Below are 22,139 nucleotides of genomic sequence, written 5' to 3' on the forward strand. Positions count from 1 at the left end.
CCCACATCCTTGCGATATCCGCTCGTCGTTGGTCGAGGTGTCGTGCCGCAGCGGGTGAGAGCTGAATCCGGCCGAGCAGTGCATCGAACTGATGAAGGTGACCGAAGGAGACGGTTTCATGCATCGCAACTTGCACCGAACGCTTCTCGCCGCGTTCCTTGTCCCGGTCGTTGTCGGTGTCGCCGCACCGCCCGCGCGCGCTGATGCCGCCTCTGCCGAGCAGACTGCCGAACAGATTGCGGAACTGAGGAAAGTCCTGCTTGCCCAGCCTGGTATGCGCGAGCAGATATTGGCCGGTTACAAGGGGCAGGCGGCCACGACCATACGTCTGGAATGGCTTGTCCGGACGGGCATCATGTGCCGCCTTCTAGCGGATGATGACGCGAAGACGATCGTTGCCGCCGCTCACGAGGAACTGGAATACAACGCCTCACTCCTGGCCGATGAAGACAAGGCCACGGCGGAAGACTATTTGGATGGAGTCCGGGCGGGGGCGTTCCGCTCTGCCGAGTTGACTGGGGAACTCAACGAAGAGGCATGTCGGCATTTCGGACGACCGGGCGGCCCGCTCACCAAAATCATGACCTGGACCGGCAAGCGGCAATATTCGGCGCAAGGAATCCTTGCCAGCCCGCGCACGATACGCTGACGCGATCGTCTTGCCCCGTGCGGTCGAATGGCAATTGGCTCATGCGGAGCCGAACTCGGTGCGCCGGTCGCCGAAATATGTGTCCAGGTCGCCAGCTATCTCGGCAGCTATGCTTCGCGATCCGGTAATTTCTCCCGATCTTTATTTCTCGTCAGCGAGTGCGGCCTTGCTGGCGACGACACCCGATGCGCGGGTGTTTATCAGTGGCTGTCGCAACCGGTGGACCCGGCTGCGTGGCTTGGAGATGGTCCCGAACGCGGCGCTGTCGTCTCCTGTTGCGGCGGTGATCGGCGATGACTTGGCCGAAACGCGGGCCGGTGTCTCTTCGCTCAGGCAGCGGATCCTGGAAGCCTGTCGGCTGCGCAGCGAGCATATCAGCGCGATCACGGCGGAGATGCGTGAGCAGATGGCTCCGCCTCTCGTCGGAGAACATGGCGTATCTCCGCTGGCGCTAGGGGTGGACGGAGCAGCTCGGACAGTTTAGATTAGCGCAAGGTAATACCTTGCAATGCGGAGGTCGCGCTGTGGCTGCGGCAACATCAATCAAGCTCGATGAGACCCTCAAGGGGCGCGTTCAGCACTTGGCCGAAGTGCGTCGGCGTAGTTCGCACTGGATCATGCGCGAAGCCATCGCGCAGTATGTCGAACGCGAGGAAAAGCGTGAGGCGTTTCGGCAGGATGCCATACGAGCATGGGATGAGTATCAGCAGAAGGGCTTGCATCTGACGCTCGAGGAAGCGGACGCGTGGTTGGCGAAGCTTGAATTGGGCGAGGATGTGGAGCCGCCTAAGTGTCACCTCTGATCTGGACGCCGAATGCGTTGGCCGATGTTCAGCGGCTCTATCGTTGGCTTTTGCTCAAGGATGCCGACGCCGCGACCCGTGCGGCGGCGACCATCCGGGCAGGTGTGAAGATCCTGGCAGCATCACCGCGTATCGGTCGTCCGGTAGAAGATATGGACCCCGACTATCGGGAAAAGCTGATTGATTTTGGCAACAGCGGCTATGTCGCTCTTTACCGTCTCAATGGCGAGACGGTGGTGATTTTGGCAGTCCGCCACCAAAAGGAAGCGGGCTATCATAGCCGCTGACATGGCGGTTAATGGTCAATTTCGAGCCATAGGTGATCACCCGCATCCGAGAGCGCAGATTGATGGCTACACGACGCCGAGGGCCATACGCACCCAGTGCGTTGTCGCCGTTCAGAAACCCTTTCGACGAACAAGCGCGCAATCGCCTCTTCCTGCTTACTGCTGTTTGGGCGCAAGCAGTAAGCTGAAGCTATTCCGGTTGCATGCCAACGTGAAGCGCGCTCAAAATCATGCCATCATTTACGATGGCGCCGACTTCGGCAGCATGCCGATCCGCGGGTAGCACGGCAGGCAACCGACATCTACGCCCGACCGGTGCACGGCGATCAATCCGGTCACTTATAGCCCGGTATCGGAAAAAGTGGGGCGGACGCATCAACCACTTTGGGCGGGGCTATCGCGCCCAGCCGCTATTCTTCGTCATGCGACAGGCTGTTCGCAGTGCCGTAATGACGCTGGCCAGGCTACCCAGGGGCAGAACGACTCCGGCGGTGGGGAGGCTTTCAATCTTTTAACCGGGGCGTCCGGCTTGAAATGATAGTTTGCCTTCGCGGCGATCAATATTCCATGAAGCTGCTTGTATCGCGGCCTGCTGGAATCTTCGGGATGCCGGGATGCATGTCCAGGCCGCTCGCGGCTAAAGATCCCGGCCTTTGCTCAAGCATCGAACCTTCATGTCCGGGTCCCGCATTCGCTCAGCTTGCAATGCGGCAATCTGTGCGTAAGCTGGTGATCGCGCTGCCTGTCAGCGTGGAGGTGAGCCAACCCCCTTCTGGAACAATCGCTCGGCGCGAAAGCATCCGGGCCGCTGGCGCGAATGTCCAGGCCGTCATGGCTAAAGGCGCCGGTACTCGATTTCGAAGTGTTGGTTTCGTTCGGTTCAGGCCGGGCGAACTCCGTATGGAGAAAGCCCATGAAGATGGGCAACCAGAGCTTCCGCACCTTGCGGGATGGATCGGCTGCGGTTGTTGCCGAAAGCGCATCGTCATGCGGCTGAGGAAGGCATCGGACGATTGGCCGGAATCGCACGTGATCAGCGAGGGCGAGCCCCTGCCGCCGGAGGACCGGCTTGTCCGACGCGATCCCGACTGGCTCGAGCGGCTCTACCATGCGCATCGCGACCGGCTCATGCATTATGCCGCTCGGCATATTTCGGCGGACCGCGCCGCCGATATCGTCCAGCAGCTTTTCATGCGGCTTGCCGGACGGGGAAGGGACGATCCGCTCGAAGTCATCGCTCCGGCTGCATACTTGCGGCAGGCGGCGCTCAACCTCATCAGGGACGAGGCGCGCCAGGCCGTCCGGCGCTGCGCCGAATTCCATAATGATGCGGTCGATGAACTCGAGGGCTTCGATACGGTGGCTGCCCTGGAAGCGAGAGATACCCTCGTCCGCCTCGAAGCGATCGTGGCCCGTCTCAAACCCAGGACCCGCGAGATATTTCTCGCGCACCGGCTCGACGGCTATAGTTATGGCGAAATAGCGGCAAGGACCGGGCTGAGTGTGAAGGCGATCGAAAAGCATATGAGCAAGGCGATCGCCCATGTGTCCCGGCACCTGAAGCCGTGAGGATCGCAGCGGGAGCAGGGCCGGTGCCGCGATGAGCATAGAGCAGGAAGCGGCTGACTGGTTCGCGCGCATGCGCGGGCCCGATGCGGATTCGTCGCGCGCCGACTTCGAGGCCTGGCGTAGGGATCCGGCGTGCGCGCAGGCCTACGAAGACAAGCAGCGCGCTTGGGACACGACCATGTTTCTGGCCAATACCGTAACGGGTAAGCGCCGCAGCCTCGAAGGTTTGGGGCGCCGGAAAATCATCCCGCCGGGCTGGACATGGGCTGCAGCGGCATTCCTCGCGGTCGGCGTCGGCGCCATGCTGGCATTCAAGGGCGCGGGCGGGTTCGATGCACAGTCCGGTTCCCATCGGCTTGAGTCGGCGGCGATGGATGAGGCGCCGCGAACTGTCACGCTTCCCGACGGTTCGAATGTTACTCTCGATCGCGGCGCGCGCCTGCAGGTGGCGTTTGACGAAGGGGAGCGGCGGCTTCGATTGCTTGCGGGTCGGGCACGCTTTGCGGTTGCCCATGAAAAGAGAAGGCCGTTCCTCGTCGAGGCGGGTGGAGGCAGCGTCGTGGCGCATGGAACCCTCTTCGACGTCGCGCTCCTGCCGGGCGCCGCCGCCGATGTCTCGCTTCTCGAAGGCGCGGTCGAGGTTCGCAGCCTCCATGCAGGACGACACGGGGTCGATCTCAAGGCGGGGGAACGCATCTCTATCGCCGGCGGTACGCTCGGCAGTCCTCGTGCCATCATCCCCGCGGCCCTGCAGTGGCCGCGCGACATGATCGAATTTGAAGGCCTGGATCTTGTCGATGCCGTGGCCGCCTTCAACCGCACCAGTCCCACCCCTGTCGTCATCGACGGCGCCGTTCCGCCCGGGATGAAGATAACCGGTTCCTTCCGGCGCTCCGATCCGGAGGCCTTTGCCCGGCAGGCCGCGCAGACGTTCGGCCTGGTGGCGCAGGCGCGGGATGACGGCACTCTGGCGCTGGTTCTCCCGACCCCGGAAAAAAATCAAAAAAGGCGGTAGGGTAAATCCGGCAGGGGGCCGTTCCCGTCATGAAGGATCCAGCGAACAGCGGTTCTTCGGGATGGAGGTCACCAAGTGCGTTACCGTTTTCTGGCGTGCTGCAGCCTGACTGCAGCCGCAATGGCATGCTGCGCCCCGATTACAGTGCAGGCTCAGGCTGAGGCTGAGGCTGAGGTTCAGGCAAGTGCCGGGGCACCCGAGCGACAATCGGTTCACATCTCGGCGCAGCCGCTGCCTGCCGCGCTTCGCGAACTCGGGCAGATGTTCGCTGCCAACATCAGCGCCGACGACGCTGACATCGCCGGTCGCAGTGCGCGAAGTCTCGACGGCGATTATAGCCTGGAAGAAGCGCTTCGGGTGCTTCTGGTCGGGACCGGACTGAAGGCGAAGGCGAGCGGATCCGGCTTCGTGATCGGCCGGCGCGAACGCGACGGGGAGCTCGGCGACGGGATCGTCGTCACGGGGACCCGCATTCGCGGCGCGGCCATTGCCTCGACCACCCTCACGTACGAACGCGATGCGATGCGCGATGCGGGGCAATCGTCCGTTGCCGATGTCCTGCGCGCGATCCCGCAGAACTTCGGCGGCGGGCAGAATGCGGGCGTGGGCTACAACGTTCCGGGCGGGCGGGGCGTCGACCTCGACGGCGGGACTTCGATCAACCTCAGGGGGCTTGGCAGCGATGCCACGCTGACGCTGCTCGACGGCCGGCGGATGAGCTATGCGGGTGTTACCCAGGGGGTCGACGTCTCCGCCATTCCCTTCGGTGCGATCGAGCGCATCGACGTGGTTCCGGACGGGGCCTCGGCGCTGTTCGGTTCGGATGCGGTGGCAGGCGTTGCCAACATCGTCCTGCGCCGCCGGTTCGACGGTCTCGAAACGAGTGCACGGCTTGCCGGTTCGACGGATGGCGGCAACTTCCAGCAGCAGTACGGCGCCACGGCAGGCCGGACCTGGGAGTCGGGAAGCGTGCTTGCCGCCTACGAGTTCGCACGCACCACGGGAATCGAGGCGGGCCAGCGTTCCTATGCCGAGACGCGCACCCCCGGAGTCACGCTGACGCCCTATCTGCGCCACCACAATGCCGCGCTCGTCGTGCGGCAGGATCTCGCCGCCAATCTCACGTTCGATCTCGACCTTCTCTACAACAAACGCTGGTGGAAACAGACGCTGCCGCTCAATGCGTCCGGTGACCTTGCGATCAGCCGTGTCGATTTCGCGCGAGGGTCGCAGGCCTGGGGCGCGGCGCCGTCACTGACCCTTGCGCTGCCTTCCGACTGGCTGGTGACGCTGGGGGGCAGTTACGGCTGGAATCGCTCCGCGTTCGGCGGTGTGAACACGATCCGCGGAGCTCGGACCGAAGCCAGCTCCGGTGTCTATCGCAACACGACCCGGAATATTGAGCTTTCCGGCACCGGCAGGCTTGTCGAACTTCCCGGCGGCAGCGTGAAGGCTGCGCTTGGGGGAGGATATCGTCGGAATGACTTCCGGCGAAAGGGCTCGACGCCCGGCGCCTCGATCGAGGCTTCGCAAGACAGCTACTATGCCTTCGGTGAGCTTGCCATTCCCGTGTTTGGCGAGGGTCAGCTTCCCGCGCTCGGCGAGCGGCTCGATGTCAGCCTTGCCGCGCGCTACGAGCGTTATCCCGGCGTCGGCTCCGTCGTCACGCCCAAGTTCGGGGTGATCTACGCGCCGACCGGGGATCTTTCGGTCAAGGGAAGCTGGGGGCGTTCCTACCGCACGCCGACGCTCTACGAGCAATTCCGACCGGCGACAGTCTCGCTTTACGCCGCCCCGGTGCTGGGCGGAAGTGGCGGCGGAACAGCCCTACTGGTCTCCGGCGGCAATCCGGATTTGCGGCCCGAGCGCTCGACCAACTGGTCGGCCACGCTCGATCTTCATCCCCGGGCCCTCGAAGGGTTCAAACTTGAAATCAGCTATTTCGACATCCGCTATCGCGACCGGATCGTCACGCCGATCCCTTATACCGCGCAGTCGCTGTCGAACGCGGTCTATGCGCCTTACGTCACGGGTGATCCGGACTCTGACGAACAGGCATACGCGCTCGCTCGAGGGGCCACCTTCACCAACTATTCCGGGGCCGCCTACGATCCGGCCACGGTGATCGCCATTGTCGACAATTCCAACATCAATGCCGGACGCCAGACGGTGCGCGGGATCGATGTGCTGGCCGGCTACCGGTTCGATCTGGGCGGAGGCGTATTGCGCGCCGCCTTCAACGGCAGCTACATCGAGAGCAGGCAGCAGATCGCGGCGGGACAGGCGGTCACGCAGATGGCCGGCACGATCTTCAACCCGCCGCATTACCGGGCGCGCGGCGAGGTCGGATGGAGCGACGCGCGGTTTTCCCTGCTCGCCGCGGTGAACTACATCGGGCCGGTCCGCGACGTCCGCTCGGCTTCCTCGCCCAGGATCGGCGCGATGGCGCCGGTCGATCTGACCTTGCGTTACCACCTGGAGCGGAACGGCGCGGGTCTGAAACGGGGACGCAACCTGCTCGCCGGGATCGAGGTGATCGCCTCGATCCAGAACGCCTTCAACGACAAGCCCAGCCCCATCGCGGTCCGGGCCTATACCGATACGCCCTACGACAGCACCAACTACTCGCCCTTCGGCCGCGTCCTCAGTCTCACGGTGTCCAAGAAATGGTAAAGTACTCTTCCAGCCTCCTCGCACTGGCGGGCGCTCTTTGCGGTGCGAGCCAGGCGCATGCCGCCTGCGACGACCTCCTGCCTTCGGCTCAGGCACTGCGGTCGCCGGAGTCGGCGTCGGAGTTGTCGCAGGAGTTGTCAGCGGGGGCGGGGGCGGGGGCGGCGACAGCGCCAGCATCAGGGCCGTCGTCAGGGGCATCACGCCGGACCATGACCACGATGGATCTCGCCCGGATCCGCGATGTCGGCGACACCGAGGTGATTTCGAATCCCCAGAGCCCCTATGCGCTGTCGCCCGACGGGCGCAGCATCGCCTTCGTCATCGCCCGGGGCGATCCCAGGACGAATGCCTACTGCTCGGCGCTGGTCGTCATGCCGCGTAGGGGCGGCGGCGCGCCGCGGATCATCGACCGCGGGGGAGCGATCCCGCGCCTCGCCGCCGTGTTCCGCGATCTCTACATCGTCACCGGTTTCCCTGACACGATCGTTCCCGCCTGGTCGCCGGACGGAACGTCGATCGCCTACCGCAAGGAGGTCGACGGCATCGTCCAGCTCGTCTCCGCAAAGGCCGACGGGAGCGGCAGCCGCGTGCTCACCCATGAAGGCAGCAATGTCGAGAATTTCACCTGGCTCCCGGATTCCGGGGCGCTTGCCTACTTCACCAGGCCGGGCCGGGACGCAGCGAAACAACGGATCGCCCGCGAAGCCCGAACCGGCTGGCTTTACGACAAGAGTATCCTGCCCATGCAATCCTGGGAGCCGCAGCCGTGGGCAAAGGATCTGGCGAGGGCAGCCTTCGTGGTGGAGCTTACGGGGCCCAAGGTTCGTCCGGCGACGCCGGAGGAAGAGCGGGTCATAAATCCGCCGCCGGCGGCGGGATCCCCCTACGAGCTTGCCGTTCGGGCGACGAACGGCGCATCGGCATGGACAGCGCCGGTCAATGACCTTCCCTATGCGAAGCGCCGGGTCTGGGCGCGACTGCCCGGCGGCAGGGATATCGCCTGCAAGGCCGAGGGCTGCGCCGGCAAGATCGGCCGCCTGTTCTGGCAGCAGGACGGAAAATCCGTCGTCTTCCTCGCCCGCGAAGGATGGAACAGCGAGGAATTCGTCCTCTACCGCTGGGTGCCGTCCAGCAATCGCCTCACCACCATCCTGCGCACGAACGATGCCCTGACCGGCTGCATCTTTGCAGGTGACGAACTCCTATGCGGCCGCGAGAACGCCGCCACGCCCCGACGCATCATGGGGGTCGACCTTGCGTCGGGGCGCAGCCGTCTCGTTTTCGACCCGAACCCTGAGTTTGCGGACCTGAACCTCGGGAAGGTCACGCGCCTCAAGGTCACCAGCGATCGCGGCTATCCCGCCTGGGCCGACCTCGTGCTGCCGCCGGATTACGACGGCAAGAGCAAGCTGCCTCTCGTCGTCGTCCAGTATCGCAGCACCGGCTTCCTGCGGGGCGGGATCGGCGATGACTATCCGATTTATCCCATGGCCGCGAAGGGCCTCGCCGTGCTGAGCTTCGATCGCCCGCCGTCCGCAGGTAGCCAGGACCCTTCCGTAAGGACATTCGAGCAGGGCCGCGCTGCCGACTGGAACGGCTGGGCCGATCGCAGGAACACGCTTTCTGCGATCGAGGCAGGCATCGATGCCGCCGTGGCCACCGGGACGATCGACCCCGGACGCATCGGCATCAGCGGCCTCAGCGACGGTGCCTCCACCATCGAGTTCGCGCTGATCAATTCCCGCCGGTTCAAGGCGGCGGCCATGAGTACCTGCTGCGATGACCTGCTGACCCAGACCGTGCTCGGAGGCTTCGCATGGGGCGCGGAAATCCTGCGGCGGGGCGTACCGCCTTCGGTCGATAATGACCGGGAGTACTGGAAGCCGATTTCGCTTTCGGTCAACGCACGCAAGATCGATACCCCGATACTCATGCAGGTGGCGGACCGGGAGGCGTCGCTTGGATTACCGGCCATCGGCGCGCTGACCGAGGCGGGCAAACCGCTCGAGGTCTATGTGTTCCCGGACGAGTATCACAACAAGTGGCAGCCGGCGCACCGGCTTGCGGTTTACGATCGCGCCATCGACTGGTTCAACTTCTGGTTGCGGGATCATGAGGATCCGGAGCCCGGGAAACGGGAACAGTACGCGCGCTGGCAGGAACTTGCGCGCAAGGCATCGAAGGGAGGCAGTCCGATCAGCCCCTGATCCCGCGGGCCCAGATTTCGGCATCCATCAGCCTGACGATCCGGCTGCATTCCCGTCCCCTGAAGGGAGTCGGATCGTCCAGCGCTGCTTCGACGGCAGCGATATCGATTACGCCTGCCGCGGCCAACAGCCCGCCGATCAACCGATCGCGGATCATCTCGCGATTGGCCTCGTAAAGCTGCACGATATAGCTGTCCGGGATGCCCTTGCTGTGCCGCCAGATCACTTCGGGCGGCAGCATTTTCGAGAAAGCGCGGCGGGCGATGGCCCGGTTGCATCCGCGCTCGATCCATTGCCATGGCGCGAGCGACAGGCAGTGTTCGATGAGCGGCTGGCTCACGAGCGGAGACACGACATTCGATTTCGTGCCGTGGGGGCCGTCTTCCATGAAGCTCTGGGCGCCGATGAGCTGTGCGATCTGAGCGGACCGGGCCGGTCGCGGCGGAATGCCGGCCGACAGCCAGGGGTGTAGATCCTTCCGGTGGGCAACTGCGACCGCGTCGGGGGAAAGCATCTGCGTGGCGGCAGGCCAGCGGTAGGGACGCGAACGTTCCCACGCGCGCCGGACGGCTTTTCGCGCTACCCGCCATGCCGAGGCATGGGTTAGCGCCGCTATCTCGTTGCAAGTGTGCCAGAACGCGCGTGGACCCTGGCGATCGAGCAGGCAATCTGCGGCGGGCGAAGCCGATTGCAACGAGCAGAACACATTGTCGCCGCCGCCGCCGTCGACGATCGTGTCGCAACCGAGCTCCTCTGCGATATCTCCTGCCGTCCGGTAGAGCATCTGTTCGAAGCTGCGGGCCACCGGACGCGGCAGACTTGGTGAAGCTGGCAGGTCCAGCAGCAGTGAGCCTTCATTCATTCTCCTTTCGGCAAGGAGGAGCTCGAGGTGCTCGCAGGCGGCCCGGGCATAGACGCGTTCGTCACCGGCCGATGCCGGGGCAACGAGGTTGAGGCAAGCGACCTCCCGGTCCCTCGCGGCCAGCGCAGCAGCGACAATCGACGAATCGAGCCCGCCCGAGAGCATGACCAGGCATCGATCGGCGTCTTGGGTTTTCGCCTGGGTGCAGCGGATCGCTTCCTTGCGAAGCCTTGCTGCGGCTTCCTCCGGCTCGGGCAGGTCTCTGCCCGCAAGCACGAAATCCCATGGCGACCAGAGAATACGATGCTCGGCCCTGCCGCCGAGGAAACGGACCCGTTCGCCGCCTCGCACTTCGCAGACGTCCTCAAGGCAGGTTTCCCGCAGCCGCATATCGGCAAACACAAGCTGCCGGGCAACGGCCTCGTAGTCGATGGACCACGACTGCTTCGTACCGAGCTGCAAGGTGTCGATATCGGAGGCCAGATGCGCATGCCGGTCGGCGGCGCGATAAAGACAGGGCAGCGTGCCGAACGGACTGCGCAGCACCGCCGTGCCCTCGGCAAGCGGTATCAGCGCGACGTAGTCGCCCCAGTATTTGCCGATCAGGTGTCTGCCGCCGCTCCCCAGAATCTGTGTCGCCTCGGATCCGGGCAGGGACAGCACCCGCTTCGCGCTACCCTGCGCAAACAGCGACCCGAAAATATAGCCCGATTGTCCGATCGGGATTGCCTTGGACAGCGCATTGCCTGCAGCGAGCAGTCCGGGGCGATCCAGGAAGATGGCAAGGCCGGCACGGCGGGCTTGCTCCTGCAGGCGGTGTTGCCGGTCTTCAGCCAGCCCGACAGCGATGAGATACTTCTGCATTACAGCACCGCGATCGGCGTGTAGTGGGCGGCGATCTCCAGTCGCTCGTTGACCAGAACATCCCGCCACTGAACCCAGGCATGGGCCCGGAACGGCGGCATGCCGACGGCGATCACGACATCGGCGGGGATGCCGGCTGCATGGAGACTGTGCGCCGCTGCGATCGCATAAGGCAGGCAAAGTTCATGGGAACCGAACATGCGGGCGCAGGTCTCCTGCGCGCGGGCGACTGCAGCAAGTGCGCGCCGTGTGGCTTCTGAGCCAGCATCTCCATCCCGTGTCGCTGCAGTCTTGCGCCGCACGAGAGTCGCTGCTGTTGCCGGTAGGCCCCTCAGGCGCAGGCTCGCACGCGCACGGAGCAAGTGCCAGGCGAGGACGGCGGCGTCACGTCGGCGCGAGGGGCAGGGCGTCTGGTCGAAAACGCTGTGATGCGGAGTTTCTGCGGTGCAGGGTGCGAGGCTCAGCGGCGCATCGCCCGGGACGATGATCCGGGCCTTTACCAGGATGTCCCGCTCGGTCCGCGAAATCGGATGACCGGCCAAAGCACGCCTGAAAATATCCTCCGCTTCGTGCGATAGGCCAAAATAGCGGTCGGCGGGCAGGTCGAGGAAGACGATGCGGTCACCAAGGGTACAGAACGATAGGCCTCCGCGCAGCGATGTCGGCATGGTGCGTTTCCCCGAGCATGTTCTGGACAGAAGGATGCGCGGCCGCAGCCGCGCATCCTCGTGGGTCAGTCGTCCGTGAGACCCGGCTGCTCGAGAGCCAGCACGAGATCGTTGCCCTGGCCGATCGGACCCCTGGTTTCCGCGGTGGCGGAGCCCAGGTCGATGACGGTGTCTTCGCGTTCCATGTCAGTCTCCTTCTTCAAGCGCCGCGATATTGCGGCTCGAACAAGATGACCCGGATTGCAGATTATAAAAAATTTATAATTTCCCTATATTTGAAATATATTTTTTGTGTAACTTAGTCTGTATTGTAAATTGTCGAAACTAACGGCCGTGCATTCGCTATTCTCTTGCGGTGATAGGCTCTGATGGCGCGGGTGAATGCGTTTTTGCTTTCATGTTTCGTGTCGTTAATTGACTTGAGTTCCTGCATGGCGTCATCGAACAGCAGGCTTTCCGCTGCGCGGGCGCTTGCGAGCCGGTGATTGATCATGACGAGATGGGCAAAAAGTTCCGGCCGCTGCGACGAGTCGGCGATAGCGAGAAACAGACCGGCGGCGCTGTCGGCATAGGAGGCACCGGGCCAGTGGATCGGCAGAGCCGCGTCCGTGCTTCCCGGCATGGCATAGCCCAGGCGCAGCAGTTCGAAGTTCAGGCGGTAGAGGTCGATTAAGATCGTCTCCGTCATCACCGGCAGGTGAAAGCCGGTATTGGGCCGGATCTCGACCAGCCGCTCGCCTGCCAGCCTGAGCAGCGCTTCGCGCACCGGCGTCACCCCCGAAACGATATCGCCGGCCAGCCTGGCGGGATCGAGCCGTTCGCCGGGGGCAATCGTACCCGACAGCAGCAGGCGTTTGAGGTCATCGTAAGCCTGGGAGGATCGCGGGCCGGCATTCATCCGCCGCGCCTTTGACAGGCGGCATGTTCGGCTACGGCTGCGGCCTGTGCAGGCAGCAGCGCATCGCTTGCGCCGCAGTTTCTGGAAGGGCCCTTGCCCAGTAGAACGGAAGGACACAGCCCCTCGTGGTTGCCGAGGTTCGGCCGGTGCTGCCGGTAGCCCACCAGTGCCGCGAGCTCGGGCGAAAAGCGACGGGCGATTGCGGGCGGATAGGCAAGCCACTGGTTCTCGTAGGGTTTGAGCCAGCCGAGACAGTACCCCGCGATCATTCCCCGCCGGACATCGCTGCTGGTGTTGGCGCCTGCGCCGTGGAGCGCCGAGCCCAGGAACACCAGCGCATCGCCGGGCTCCATCTCGATTGGCAGCCCTTCACCGTCCGGCGGATCCTCGCGTGCGGCCAGGCCGTGGCTGCGCGGCCAGATCCGGGTTGCGCCGTTTTGCCGGGTAAAGGGTGTGAACGGCCAAATCACGTTGACCAGGCATTCGGCGGCGCCCGGGCCGAGCCGCCACATGTCCTGATCGCGGTGCGGCATTTGCGCCACTTCACCAGGGTGGATCGCTATCCCTTGCGTCAGGTTGAGCTGGACCGTGTCGCAGGCGGGAGCAAGGACTTGCTCCGCCGCTTGCAGGATCGCCTCGTGCCGCACGAACGCCTCGGCATGCTCCGAACGCAGCAGCAATCGCCCGAACCGCCTGGTGCGGTTGCCATAGAAATGGCCGGCACAGAACGGCGTGTTCTCGAATGAAGGCGCGAGATCGCGGTCGATAGCCTCGATTTCCCCTGGCGGCATCGCGCCGGTCACCAGGCAGAAACCATTGGCGAGCAGAGCCTCCGCGATCGCGGTGGCCCGCTGTTCAGCGGAAGACATCGTATGTCTCCCGGCCGGAGGACGGTACAAGGAGACCGCAGCGCTCCAGCAGGGCCGGCGTGTCCTCGTCGATCTCGATGGATACCGCCGATAGCATCCGCCTGCCTATCTCTCTCGGCGCCCCGAGCGGGCGGCACCGCCAGCCGAACGACAGCACCTGGCGCACCCACGCAGCTTCGGCGACGCCGGTGAAACGCTCGATGCCGGCGCGCAGCGCGAATGTCACGAGCGCGTGGATCAGTTCGTCGCGGTCACGCCGGCGCCGCGCCGCCGATGACCCACGCTCCAGGCAGAAGCGGGTGATCTCCAGGGTTGTGGGGCCACGCGGGATTTCCTCATCGCACAGCCCGGCAAACAGGCCCGCGAGGATATGCGGCCCCGTGGTCGGCAACAGCCGCGCCGAGGCGCGATGCACGCCGTCCTCGCCGCTGAGCACGACATAAATGGCAGGCCCCATGTCGAACTCGTCGAGCTCGAAACGGCCGGCGATCACCGGCAGGTCCCAGTGCAGCAGATCGATGAAGACGCGTTTGCGCGCCTCGAACATGCTGCGCAGGATCTTCAATTCGGCGGCGCCGGGGGCATTGGGCAGGAAGTGGATCATCGCGAACCTCCAAAAAGAGTTCGCAATCCTGCCTGCCGTCCGGCGCCTCGCGATAGGGACGGTTCCGTCCCTATCGGGGGCAGCGGACCTCATGATAGCTGATCGCTCCGCCGCGACATGCGAGGAACACTGCCTGTGGCCTTTTCACCGCACCAAGCCGGGCACAGGCGCCGCTGATATGGCGCCGGACGCTGCCCTCCCGGATCCCGATGATCTGCCCGATTTCCCAATCGGTCTTGCCGGCAGCGACCCAGGCGAGGCACTCGCGCTGCCGCCTGGTGAGCGGGGCGCGGCGCATCTGTTCCATGAATTCCCTGTAGCCGATCAGCCTGCGGGCGGCCTTGAAGGCATCGTCCGCAATGAGCCGCGCCAGGACAAGCCCGTCCTCGTTGAGCTTGCGGCCCGGCACTGCGGCGAACGAGCACGATGCCTGGATATCGCCGGGCATGTGCGCTGGCACCGTGAAGCCTTCTCCAAGGCCGTGCCGCTGCGCCAGTTCCATGTGCCGCCGGTCGGTGCGGCTGAGATCGATGTACTGACCGGCATCGCTCCACAGGAATGCCTCGTGGGTTTGCCCCACCGCCCGGTGGACGGGGTCGCGGCCGCTGAGATGGTTCTCGTCGTAGAATTGCACCCAGCTTGGCGGATAATTGCACAATCGCACCGCCAGCTTGGCTTCGCCCTGGTCAACGTGATGGCCGAGCGCGTAGTAATCGCAGCCTATCGACCTCGTGATCTCGGCGAGGGCAATATCCAAGTCGTCGAGGCTTCCCGCGTTCTCGATCCTCGTCCGGAAACTCCTGTATGTTCTCATGAAGCCCATGCTTCGTCTCGGTTCGCCGCAGCGTCTCAAGCCGCCTCTTTGCGCCGAACCGTCCCTTGCACGTTCAGGCGCATTCGGCTCCGGCCTTCATTCCGGAAACGAAGCGCGATTGCAGATGATGCCTATCCTATAAGTTGTGGCCCTGAGGACAAGCTACATTCTGTAATGAAAGTGTCATGACCAGGTCTGCGGCGTGCGGTTCGTCAGGCATTGGTAGCGGCAATCGTGATGCAGGCGACTGGCGCGATCCCGAGCGCTACCGGGCACTTGCCGGTATGGACCGGGCTGGGCTTGCATGGGAATGGCTGCGCCGCGATCCCGCCTACGTCGAGTGGTATGCGTCCGCGAGCGAGCTTACCCGCTCGGGATGGGATGGGGGTGCTGCTCGGGCATGGGGGCTCCACTTTCGCGGAGGATCCGAATATCACTGCTCACAAAGCAAGGATTATCTGGTCGGTCGATGTGGATCCGGGTACTATTGAACTCGAAGCTCTTCCTGCTGCTGCAGGTGACCGTGACGCCATTGATCCGGCGGCGTTCGCTTCCTGGCTGTCAATCGTCGCTGCGCAGGACGGCCGGGAGCATATCGTAATCGGCGACGGGTTCCGACGGATCAGGCTCGATGTCATTGCTGGTTCGCTGGCCAAAGGACCGGTGTATCCGCGATACAGGCTCGGGGGCATCGGCTCGCTGCGTTCCCGTGTGCTGCCTCTCCGCCGGCTCCTGGCGCTATGCAAACACCGCCGATTTGTGGTCTCCCTCTTTCCCGAAGACCCGAAAATGGGGCGTCTCGTCGACATGCTGAGAGTGCACGATGGGATTGTTTGCGGTGCAAGTCTTAGCGATTTAGTCTCGACACTATACGGCAGGAAAAGTGACGTTTCCGATGCGCGCGGTTACGATTCCATGCGCTCCCGCGCGAGGCGGCTAGTGCGCGAGGCGCGTGCTTTGGCGGCAGGCGGATACCGCCAGCTGATGCGCAGCTAATGCGAGGGCCGGTTTTATGCAGTATGGCTGACCCATGTGCCGCAGGAAGATGTATGCTTTTAAGCCTCGTATCCTTATGCGGTGGGCAGCATCTCCGGTGGTAACTTCAATCCGGCTGATTCCTTGGGCATGGTAGTCGGCGGACGGCTGAGCTGGAGAGATCTGCTTCCTTACTGGTTCGTGCAAGTTCTCGGCGCTATCGCCGCCTCGGCGACACTCTACGCTATCGCTTCCGGCAAGGCGGGGTGGGTGCCCGGCGGCTTCGCGACCGACGGCTACGGCACGCTGTCGCCCAGCGGTTATGCCTTGTCCTCTGCTCTCCTGATTGAGATCGTCCTGACGGCGGGCTTCATCGTCGTTATTCTCGGCTCCACCTCCAAAATTGCCCCTTCAGGCTTCGGTCCTTTGGCGATTGGGCTCTGCCTGACATTGATCCACCTGATCTCGACCCGTGACAAACACTTCGGTGAACCCCGCCCGTTCAACCGGTGTTGCACTTTTCGCCGAAACGGCGGCGCTTGGGCAGCTCTGGGCTTTCTGGGTTGCCCCGCTTGTGGGCGCCGTGATTGGCGCGTTGATCTGGCGCGCGCTTCTGGCGCCATCTGACGAGCGATTCTAGCTGGACGGTTTGCGGGCATTCACAATCTTGAAAAGCGGCCGCCAGTTGGACCATTCTGGAAGATCGGAGATTATCGGGGGAACCCGAATCTTAATAAAAAATACCAAAGCATATGTGTGCAGAAATTTTCCGATCGATCAATGTAATATTGTGCGAAAAGATAGCTTTATTGTCCGTCCAATCGGGTCAAGGTTTTTTGGATTTAAGCTGAGTGGCGTCTGGCGATCGGGAAAGCGCACTTGAGGTCGGGAGTTTAAGAAATTATCAACCGAAAGCGCCAGTTTTGACCTCCCAACCTTTTCAGATTGACGAAAAAGTCCCGCCAATCGTAACTGTAAGTCGAGGCCAATCCGAACGGGCGGTCGGTACGATCCGATCGAGCCAATACCCTGCCCCGTAATTTTCGTTCCGCTAGACCAATCCAAACTCCACTGGGCACCAAATAATGAATTCCCAAGCCCCGCCTGTGATCCCACTTGAAAACGAGATCCAGAACCGCCTGAGGTGCCGATTTGCGCATCGAGAACGTTTATGGGTGAACTGTTTTCAGTGAGTTGCAGGTACTCACTCAGCGGCGACGAGAAATTGATGTTAACTGTCCATGTTGTAGGATCCCCAGCGCGCTGAGGCGGAGATTTGCGGTTTGGCCATTGGGCAAAAGACCCTGAAGCATTTAGTGAAATATTCAAGCTACGTCGTTGCTGACGAAAGGCATTGATTTGCCGAGTATCAATTTCGATCAGGTTACCGCTGGAGTCACGGATAAACCTCTGAGGAAACGCCTGCTCGATAGGTAGGCTCGGGGAAGGGGTAAAGATGGGGTTATTTGTCTTTTCGATGGTATAGTAGGCCGATATACCATAGGATCCAGCGGAATTGGTCTTGCCGAAGCTCACTCTCAGAGATGTCTGATTCTGATTTGGTGCGTCGAGATTTGGGTTCGAGCCAGTAACTTGTCTGACGCGTACATTTCTTTCACGTACCGGATCAAACAGAAGTGTGTCAGGGAACACAATCGCCGAGGTGAAATCTCCAAACAACGCGAGCGCTTGGTGGGCACTGATCAATTCAAAGCTGATACCTGAAATGGGCGACCACTTTATTGCAGTCTCATAACCGGCTACCGTTTCGCTGCCAGATGAGCGGTTGACTTGGCCTTGTAGCCGCATCGCGAAGTCCCCAACGCTTAACCTCGTACTTCCGCGTTGAAGTAGTGGAATCTCCAAGCCGAACTGGCCGCTAGCTAGTTGGCGTGAACTGCTGGAATGAATTTTATCGTTCTGCGATTCAGAGAGCGAGAAAAGCCCAAATTCAGCGTTTGCGTAATAAGTTAGAGTCCCGCCGGGAACCTGCAAAACGGGTCCCGCAAAATTTACGGCGAGACTTCCAGTTTTTGAACGAGACTGTTCCAGATTTAGACGGGTTTTATTTGCGTCGTATAATGTGCGCGTAAAGCTGGCTTTCCCAATAACAGTCCAGAAATGTGTTCCAAGCGAACCTGAAAACGTGGCGGATCCGTCTGCGTTAAGCGTATCGCTGGATTGATTGTCTGCTCGAGTTGCTAGCTTTCGCGCATCTTTTGCTAGCGTGCCGCTGATAGAAAATACAGCCTGGGATCGGCCAAGTTTAATGGCCTTTCCAGCGAGCAGTGAAAGTGTCGTGCTGCCGGGCATTAGGCTAGCATTGGGATTAGGAGCATCTGGCATTGCTTCAAGGACAGCAGGCGCAAACCGCTCATAGTAACTCAAATCGCTCTGACTTCTTCCTGATACTGTGAGGTTAACCCGGCCATCACCGCGGATTGAAACGGCGTTAAGTTGCACCTGCTGCCTGTCCGCGCCGCCATCGGTCGGATTTCTTGCTTCCGCCGTCGCAGTGAGCGATCGAAAATGGCCTTTCAGGACGACATTCACTATCGGTGCGCTTCCGCCCATCCCACGACGAACACCGGCGGAGGATGGCAATATTTCAATTCGCTCGATTGCTTCAACCGGGAGGGAATTAACGTCCGCTAGACTTCCTAGTCGCTGACCATTGACAATTATTGCCGCATTTTGCCCGGGAATTGTACGCTGGACGCTGCCAATTACCTCCCCTATTGTATCAGCTACCGTAGCGTTTAGTTCGCTACTATGCACCACGCGCATTGGCGCCTCATCAGCAGTGACCCGTTTACCTTCTACTACTATTTCTGGATCGGACGAGCCGCGTCCGAAATCTTCCGCGGCGCTGGCGGCAGATAGCAACGAAATAGCGTGTGTAAGCTCTACATGTAATGTCACTGCAAATGAACCAAGAAAATAATCGGGGTTGTCTCGAGATAGAATTCGGTCGTTCCTCAGGCTCAACAAATGAGGGCTGCACAGAACTCGCCGACACAGCCCTCATTCTTTTTTGTTGAGTTAGCGGCTCATCGAGAACAAGATTTTGCTTCCGATGGCTTCGAAGCTACAAGTGGGATTGCCAACCTTACGGGTCGCCGTTGTACCGCCAAGAGTACCGTCAGCATTTTTGATGCTTAGCCACATGTGGCAGGTGACGGTGGAACCGTCATCATTGACCATGTTCGCGTCGAATTCCAAATCGCTGTAGCCGTAGGTAAGCACAGTCTTCAAGGCGGCGTTAGCCTGCTGGGCGGGCAAGATAGACTTAGGAAGCTGCGGATTGTACGATCCATGCCAAGTCAGGTTCGTGATCGTCAGCGTTGCTGTCGGATCATTGTTTTTCACCGAAGGATAGAAGTAATCGCCTGCGGCCATCGCGGGCGAAGCGACTGCCAGCGCAAGCGTTGCGGAAACAATGGCAAGACTCTTCGAAAACATCGGGTTCATTATACTCTCACTTTTTGAGCACTGTACGAAGAGCGTGCATGTCCAAACACGCCCCATCATTTTCGCGCTATGCGCGGGACGTTGTAACCGTTTGCTTCATGCTTCGCTTGATTGAAGCGATGCGTGAAACTCCGACAGAATTCCTTAAAAAGCGGGCTGGTCGCCGGTTCGGATGAAATGGAAAAACCTGCCAGACCTGCAATCCAAGCTGATCTTCCGGGCTTGGCAAATTGGATTTCCCAGCGCTTATTTGTGCGCGGGGAAATCCGGGTGCCGAACCGCTCTGGCAGCTTGTATACGCTATGTTTGACGGCGCCTGGAAGATCAGCATTCGACAGCAGTCAAGCCGGCTGCCGGGCACGGATCCGAAATCGCGTCGAACCGCTGCATGAAGACATCTGGCAGTGTTTTCGAATGACAGCAACAATGCTTGCGATGCCCTGGCTAATGACTCGGTTTTACCGAAACTGCCATGTCTTTTTCCTTCTTAAGAGCAAGCCTCTTCTAGGGCGAGATGACGGAAGATCCTGTCGCGCGCAGCGTCAAAATCTTTCAGCGATACTTGCATATTAGGAGGGCGATGACGGAACGGTCGCAGTACGGAGATTTTTTTCAGGGGTCCGTAATTCGTAGTGTGATTAAGATGGCAAATCTGAGCTATCGCCGAGGATCGTATGTTCCGGTGCAAACCGGCAGGTATGGAAAGAGCTTCGAGAGTCGGTTGCCAAGGCTGGACGAGCGGTTCGGATTTATCCTTCCGTTCGTCCAGCTGGGAAACGTCAATTCACCCGTGCTTAGAAGCGGAAGCCGCTGGTCAGGGCTACCTGGTGGCGCGACAAGCCGATTCTGCTTTCGACCTCATCGTAGCGGTAGTTGCCGTAGTCGCTGTAGCGGTATTCGATACGGGCGAAAGTTGACTGCGTCACTGCGACTTCCGCGCCGGCGCCGATGCGGAACCCGTCGAGATTGTCGTGCTCGCCGTATTTCTCGCCGTCGTAATGGATGCTAAGGTCAGCGCGAGCATTGGTGTAGCCGCCCTTGGCATAAAGCAGAACGCTGGGAGCAACGTGCACCCCGAGGCGGGCACCGACGTAGAGGTCCCGGCCAGCAGACAGTTTCCACCGGTCGCCGGCGAGTAGCAGATTGTCATAGCTCTGCTTGGTGGTCGCACCGGTGATTTCGGCTTCGACGCCTACCACCACAGGACCGGCGTCATAGTCGTAGCCCAGGGTCGCACCATAGAGAAAGCCGCCCTTGCTCTCGTCCAGATCATAGTAGCTCAGGTTGGTGCTGTCGTAGCCCACGACCACACCGGCCTTGATACCGGTTGCGGTGGTCGCTTCCTGCGCCAGGGCGGGGGAGGCGATCAGGGCGAGAGCAGCTGCTGCAATATGCTTTTTCAATGTCAGTCCTCGATAGGTCAATCACAGACGGTTAAGAGGTGATCCCTTATCGATGTCTGATTTTCGTACAAGCGTGATGGTTTTCAGTATTTATTAAAATCCCTGTTACCCTTGTTATTGACATAATGAACGATGGTCTTCGCTGTGTTTGATTTTATCGTTTTGAATAACGCCAGAGCCTTTCAAAAATTTAATGACTTCATGGCAATTGATATACGGTCGAGGTGCTCGTGGCCTTTGTTCGGGCCCTCTCTTGCAGGTCGGAACCTTGCAAGACCTTCCTTGGGCCTTTCCTGCCGATCGACCGGTTTTTCCAGGCCTCGCCGCCATGCAATGCCAAAGGGCGGCTGACGCGGCCGTTGGTGCTTGCCGCAGGCGCTTATCGGGTTGTCTTGAAAAGGCGGGAGCTATCCGCCTCGCGAGTGGTTGATCATCGCAAGCTCGGCCGCGGCCCCTCCCCCGGCCATGCCGATATCGAGGCCGCCCTTCCTGCGAAGGGCGGCCATGTTCATTTCATAGGAGAAAGAACTTCAGGTTGCAGGGAGTGTTACCCTGCATCGGCTCGGCCCGGGCTACCGGGAAGCAGCGCCTGATAGATGCCGGCACCGCTATTGCCGAGCTTTTCTGGAGGCGCCCTCGCGATTCTTGCGGAACGCCGCTGTCCCTTCAGAGGTTATTGCGGCGAGCCTAATGCGAAGGGAAAATCATGGCGATCGAATGTGTGGCCTATCGCGATGCCAAGGGCGGACTTCACAGCAGCCTCGAGAAGGCGACGCTGGAAGACCTGGCTGCGGTCCTGGGCCGGGTCGGCGATGAAGGGGGCATGACCAGCGGCGTGGCGCGGATGATCTTCGACAAGCGCGCGGAGATCGAGCGGGTCTTTGCTGAGCACGACGCTCTTGTAGCTTCGGCCGCCGGTTCTGCGGGAGATCCTGCCGGGTCCGGTGCGCCGGATGCCGGCAGCATTCGCGTCGTCAGGAGCGACTTGCCCTGAACTCGGCTCGCCTCGTCAGGCTTCGGATAAGCCTTTGATTGGAGGGTGGCAGCAGCGCTGTCCTGGAGTCATCGGCTGAATGGCGGTTTCCTTGGATAAGCCAGGGGGCTTATCGTTTTTGCCCGGCGGCAATGCCCGGCGGAAGGCGAAGCGGCACAGAGGAGGTTGCCGGAAAAAGCGAATAGCGGCGCCTCCTACCCTCCGGCATGACCGCGCTCTATGCCGCGCGCGGGCGGGCTCACCGCCCATGATGCCCGCGCTTCGGCACCGAGCCCCTTTTGAGGGTCTCGGCCTTCGGTTGCGATCCGCTGGCACTCAAGGGGGAAGTGGGGGTCGGCGGGGCATGCCCCGCCTCGATGTGGACGCGATCAGGCTGCGCCCGCGCGCGGCACCATTTGTGAACAATATAATGGTGCAATAACCGCAAGGAGAGGCTCTCGATGTTCAACATCGGGGGCCTCTTCTTGCTCAGTCAGCGACATACTATGATCACGGTACATCGCGGCACGCATCC

22 protein-coding genes and 1 pseudogene are annotated in these 22,139 nt (G+C 61.5%); 13 read left to right on the forward strand and 10 right to left on the reverse strand.

The window, feature by feature from the left end; genetic code table 11:
• The first annotated feature begins 118 nt into the window (after positions 1-118).
• The 8 genes from V7066_RS26595 to V7066_RS26630 all read left to right on the forward strand — a co-directional run bounded on the left by V7066_RS26595 (position 119) and on the right by V7066_RS26630 (position 9,203).
• Positions 119-649, forward strand: a complete 531-nt coding sequence (locus V7066_RS26595) for a hypothetical protein (protein ID WP_334185936.1) — start codon at positions 119-121, stop codon at positions 647-649.
• A 109-nt stretch (positions 650-758) separates the two neighbouring features.
• Positions 759-1,133: a hypothetical protein gene (locus tag V7066_RS26600; protein WP_334185937.1), complete on the forward strand. Its 375-nt coding sequence runs from the start codon at positions 759-761 to the stop codon at positions 1,131-1,133.
• 40 nt (positions 1,134-1,173) lie between these two features.
• Entirely contained in the window at positions 1,174-1,452 is a 279-nt protein-coding gene (locus V7066_RS26605) for a CopG family ribbon-helix-helix protein (RefSeq protein ID WP_334185938.1), read from the forward strand.
• The gene (locus V7066_RS26610; RefSeq protein ID WP_334185939.1) at positions 1,440-1,739 is read left to right on the forward strand and encodes a type II toxin-antitoxin system RelE/ParE family toxin; all 300 of its coding nucleotides are present in this window, start codon (positions 1,440-1,442) and stop codon (positions 1,737-1,739) included. Before V7066_RS26605 ends, V7066_RS26610 begins: the two co-directional genes overlap by 13 nt.
• A gap of 618 nt (positions 1,740-2,357) precedes the next feature.
• Positions 2,358-3,308, forward strand: a complete 951-nt coding sequence (locus V7066_RS26615) for an RNA polymerase sigma factor (RefSeq protein ID WP_334185940.1) — start codon at positions 2,358-2,360, stop codon at positions 3,306-3,308.
• 31 nt (positions 3,309-3,339) lie between these two features.
• Positions 3,340-4,323, forward strand: coding sequence for a FecR family protein (locus V7066_RS26620; RefSeq protein WP_334185941.1), 984 nt, complete (start codon positions 3,340-3,342; stop codon positions 4,321-4,323).
• A 120-nt stretch (positions 4,324-4,443) separates the two neighbouring features.
• Complete coding sequence (locus V7066_RS26625) at positions 4,444-6,996, forward strand: TonB-dependent receptor (protein WP_334185942.1); 2,553 nt, start codon at positions 4,444-4,446, stop codon at positions 6,994-6,996.
• Positions 6,997-7,205: 209 nt separating this feature from the next.
• Positions 7,206-9,203, forward strand: coding sequence for an Atxe2 family lasso peptide isopeptidase (locus V7066_RS26630; protein ID WP_334185943.1), 1,998 nt, complete (start codon positions 7,206-7,208; stop codon positions 9,201-9,203).
• Here the strand turns inward: V7066_RS26630 and V7066_RS26635 are convergent.
• The 7 genes from V7066_RS26635 to V7066_RS26665 form a co-directional block, all read right to left on the reverse strand.
• Positions 9,193-10,929 carry an asparagine synthase C-terminal domain-containing protein gene (locus tag V7066_RS26635; RefSeq protein WP_334185944.1) on the reverse strand — a complete coding sequence of 579 codons (1,737 nt, stop codon included), beginning with the start codon at positions 10,927-10,929 and terminating at the stop codon, positions 9,193-9,195. The genes V7066_RS26630 and V7066_RS26635 overlap by 11 nt on opposite strands.
• On the reverse strand, positions 10,929-11,597 hold the full coding sequence (locus V7066_RS26640; protein ID WP_334185945.1) for a lasso peptide biosynthesis B2 protein: 669 nt from the start codon (positions 11,595-11,597) through the stop codon (positions 10,929-10,931). The genes V7066_RS26635 and V7066_RS26640 overlap by 1 nt, the downstream gene beginning before the upstream one ends.
• Positions 11,598-11,662: 65 nt before the next feature.
• Positions 11,663-11,782: a benenodin family lasso peptide gene (locus V7066_RS26645; RefSeq protein WP_334185946.1), complete on the reverse strand. Its 120-nt coding sequence runs from the start codon at positions 11,780-11,782 to the stop codon at positions 11,663-11,665.
• A 113-nt stretch (positions 11,783-11,895) separates the two neighbouring features.
• The gene (locus tag V7066_RS26650) at positions 11,896-12,495 is read right to left on the reverse strand and encodes a GntR family transcriptional regulator (protein ID WP_334185947.1); all 600 of its coding nucleotides are present in this window, start codon (positions 12,493-12,495) and stop codon (positions 11,896-11,898) included.
• Positions 12,492-13,364, reverse strand: coding sequence for a phytanoyl-CoA dioxygenase family protein (locus tag V7066_RS26655; protein ID WP_334185948.1), 873 nt, complete (start codon positions 13,362-13,364; stop codon positions 12,492-12,494). Before V7066_RS26655 ends, V7066_RS26650 begins: the two co-directional genes overlap by 4 nt.
• Positions 13,351-13,968, reverse strand: a complete 618-nt coding sequence (locus V7066_RS26660; RefSeq protein WP_334185949.1) for an acyl-homoserine-lactone synthase — start codon at positions 13,966-13,968, stop codon at positions 13,351-13,353. The genes V7066_RS26655 and V7066_RS26660 overlap by 14 nt, the downstream gene beginning before the upstream one ends.
• A gap of 70 nt (positions 13,969-14,038) precedes the next feature.
• Positions 14,039-14,725: a LuxR family transcriptional regulator gene (locus V7066_RS26665; RefSeq protein WP_334185950.1), complete on the reverse strand. Its 687-nt coding sequence runs from the start codon at positions 14,723-14,725 to the stop codon at positions 14,039-14,041.
• A gap of 242 nt (positions 14,726-14,967) precedes the next feature.
• On the opposite strand from V7066_RS26665, the gene V7066_RS28855 reads away from it, so the two are divergent.
• The 4 genes and pseudogenes from V7066_RS28855 to V7066_RS26680 all read left to right on the forward strand — a co-directional run bounded on the left by V7066_RS28855 (position 14,968) and on the right by V7066_RS26680 (position 16,397).
• Complete coding sequence (locus tag V7066_RS28855; RefSeq protein ID WP_442947384.1) at positions 14,968-15,273, forward strand: transcriptional regulator domain-containing protein; 306 nt, start codon at positions 14,968-14,970, stop codon at positions 15,271-15,273.
• Positions 15,164-15,778 (forward strand): DNA -binding domain-containing protein, encoded by a 615-nt coding sequence (locus V7066_RS26670; protein WP_334185951.1) that lies wholly within the window; start codon positions 15,164-15,166, stop codon positions 15,776-15,778. The genes V7066_RS28855 and V7066_RS26670 overlap by 110 nt, the downstream gene beginning before the upstream one ends.
• A gap of 129 nt (positions 15,779-15,907) precedes the next feature.
• Positions 15,908-16,165 (forward strand): annotated as a pseudogene (locus tag V7066_RS26675) (aquaporin); the annotation flags it as partial.
• 79 nt (positions 16,166-16,244) lie between these two features.
• Positions 16,245-16,397, forward strand: coding sequence for an aquaporin (locus V7066_RS26680; RefSeq protein WP_334185952.1), 153 nt, complete (start codon positions 16,245-16,247; stop codon positions 16,395-16,397).
• A 137-nt stretch (positions 16,398-16,534) separates the two neighbouring features.
• Here the strand turns inward: V7066_RS26680 and V7066_RS26685 are convergent, their stop codons facing one another.
• The 3 genes from V7066_RS26685 to V7066_RS26695 all read right to left on the reverse strand — a co-directional run bounded on the left by V7066_RS26685 (position 16,535) and on the right by V7066_RS26695 (position 20,631).
• Complete coding sequence (locus V7066_RS26685; RefSeq protein ID WP_334185953.1) at positions 16,535-18,748, reverse strand: hypothetical protein; 2,214 nt, start codon at positions 18,746-18,748, stop codon at positions 16,535-16,537.
• Positions 18,749-18,799: 51 nt separating this feature from the next.
• Positions 18,800-19,228, reverse strand: coding sequence for a hypothetical protein (locus V7066_RS26690; RefSeq protein ID WP_334185954.1), 429 nt, complete (start codon positions 19,226-19,228; stop codon positions 18,800-18,802).
• Between the two features lie 794 nt (positions 19,229-20,022).
• Positions 20,023-20,631: an outer membrane protein gene (locus tag V7066_RS26695; RefSeq protein WP_334185955.1), complete on the reverse strand. Its 609-nt coding sequence runs from the start codon at positions 20,629-20,631 to the stop codon at positions 20,023-20,025.
• A gap of 706 nt (positions 20,632-21,337) precedes the next feature.
• Here V7066_RS26695 and V7066_RS26700 point away from each other — a divergent pair.
• Positions 21,338-21,625 carry a hypothetical protein gene (locus tag V7066_RS26700; protein ID WP_334185956.1) on the forward strand — a complete coding sequence of 96 codons (288 nt, stop codon included), beginning with the start codon at positions 21,338-21,340 and terminating at the stop codon, positions 21,623-21,625.
• Positions 21,626-22,139 lie beyond the last annotated feature (514 nt).

The sequence above is a fragment of the Novosphingobium sp. genome, from assembly GCF_036820275.1.
Classification (GTDB): Bacteria; Pseudomonadota; Alphaproteobacteria; order Sphingomonadales; family Sphingomonadaceae; genus Novosphingobium.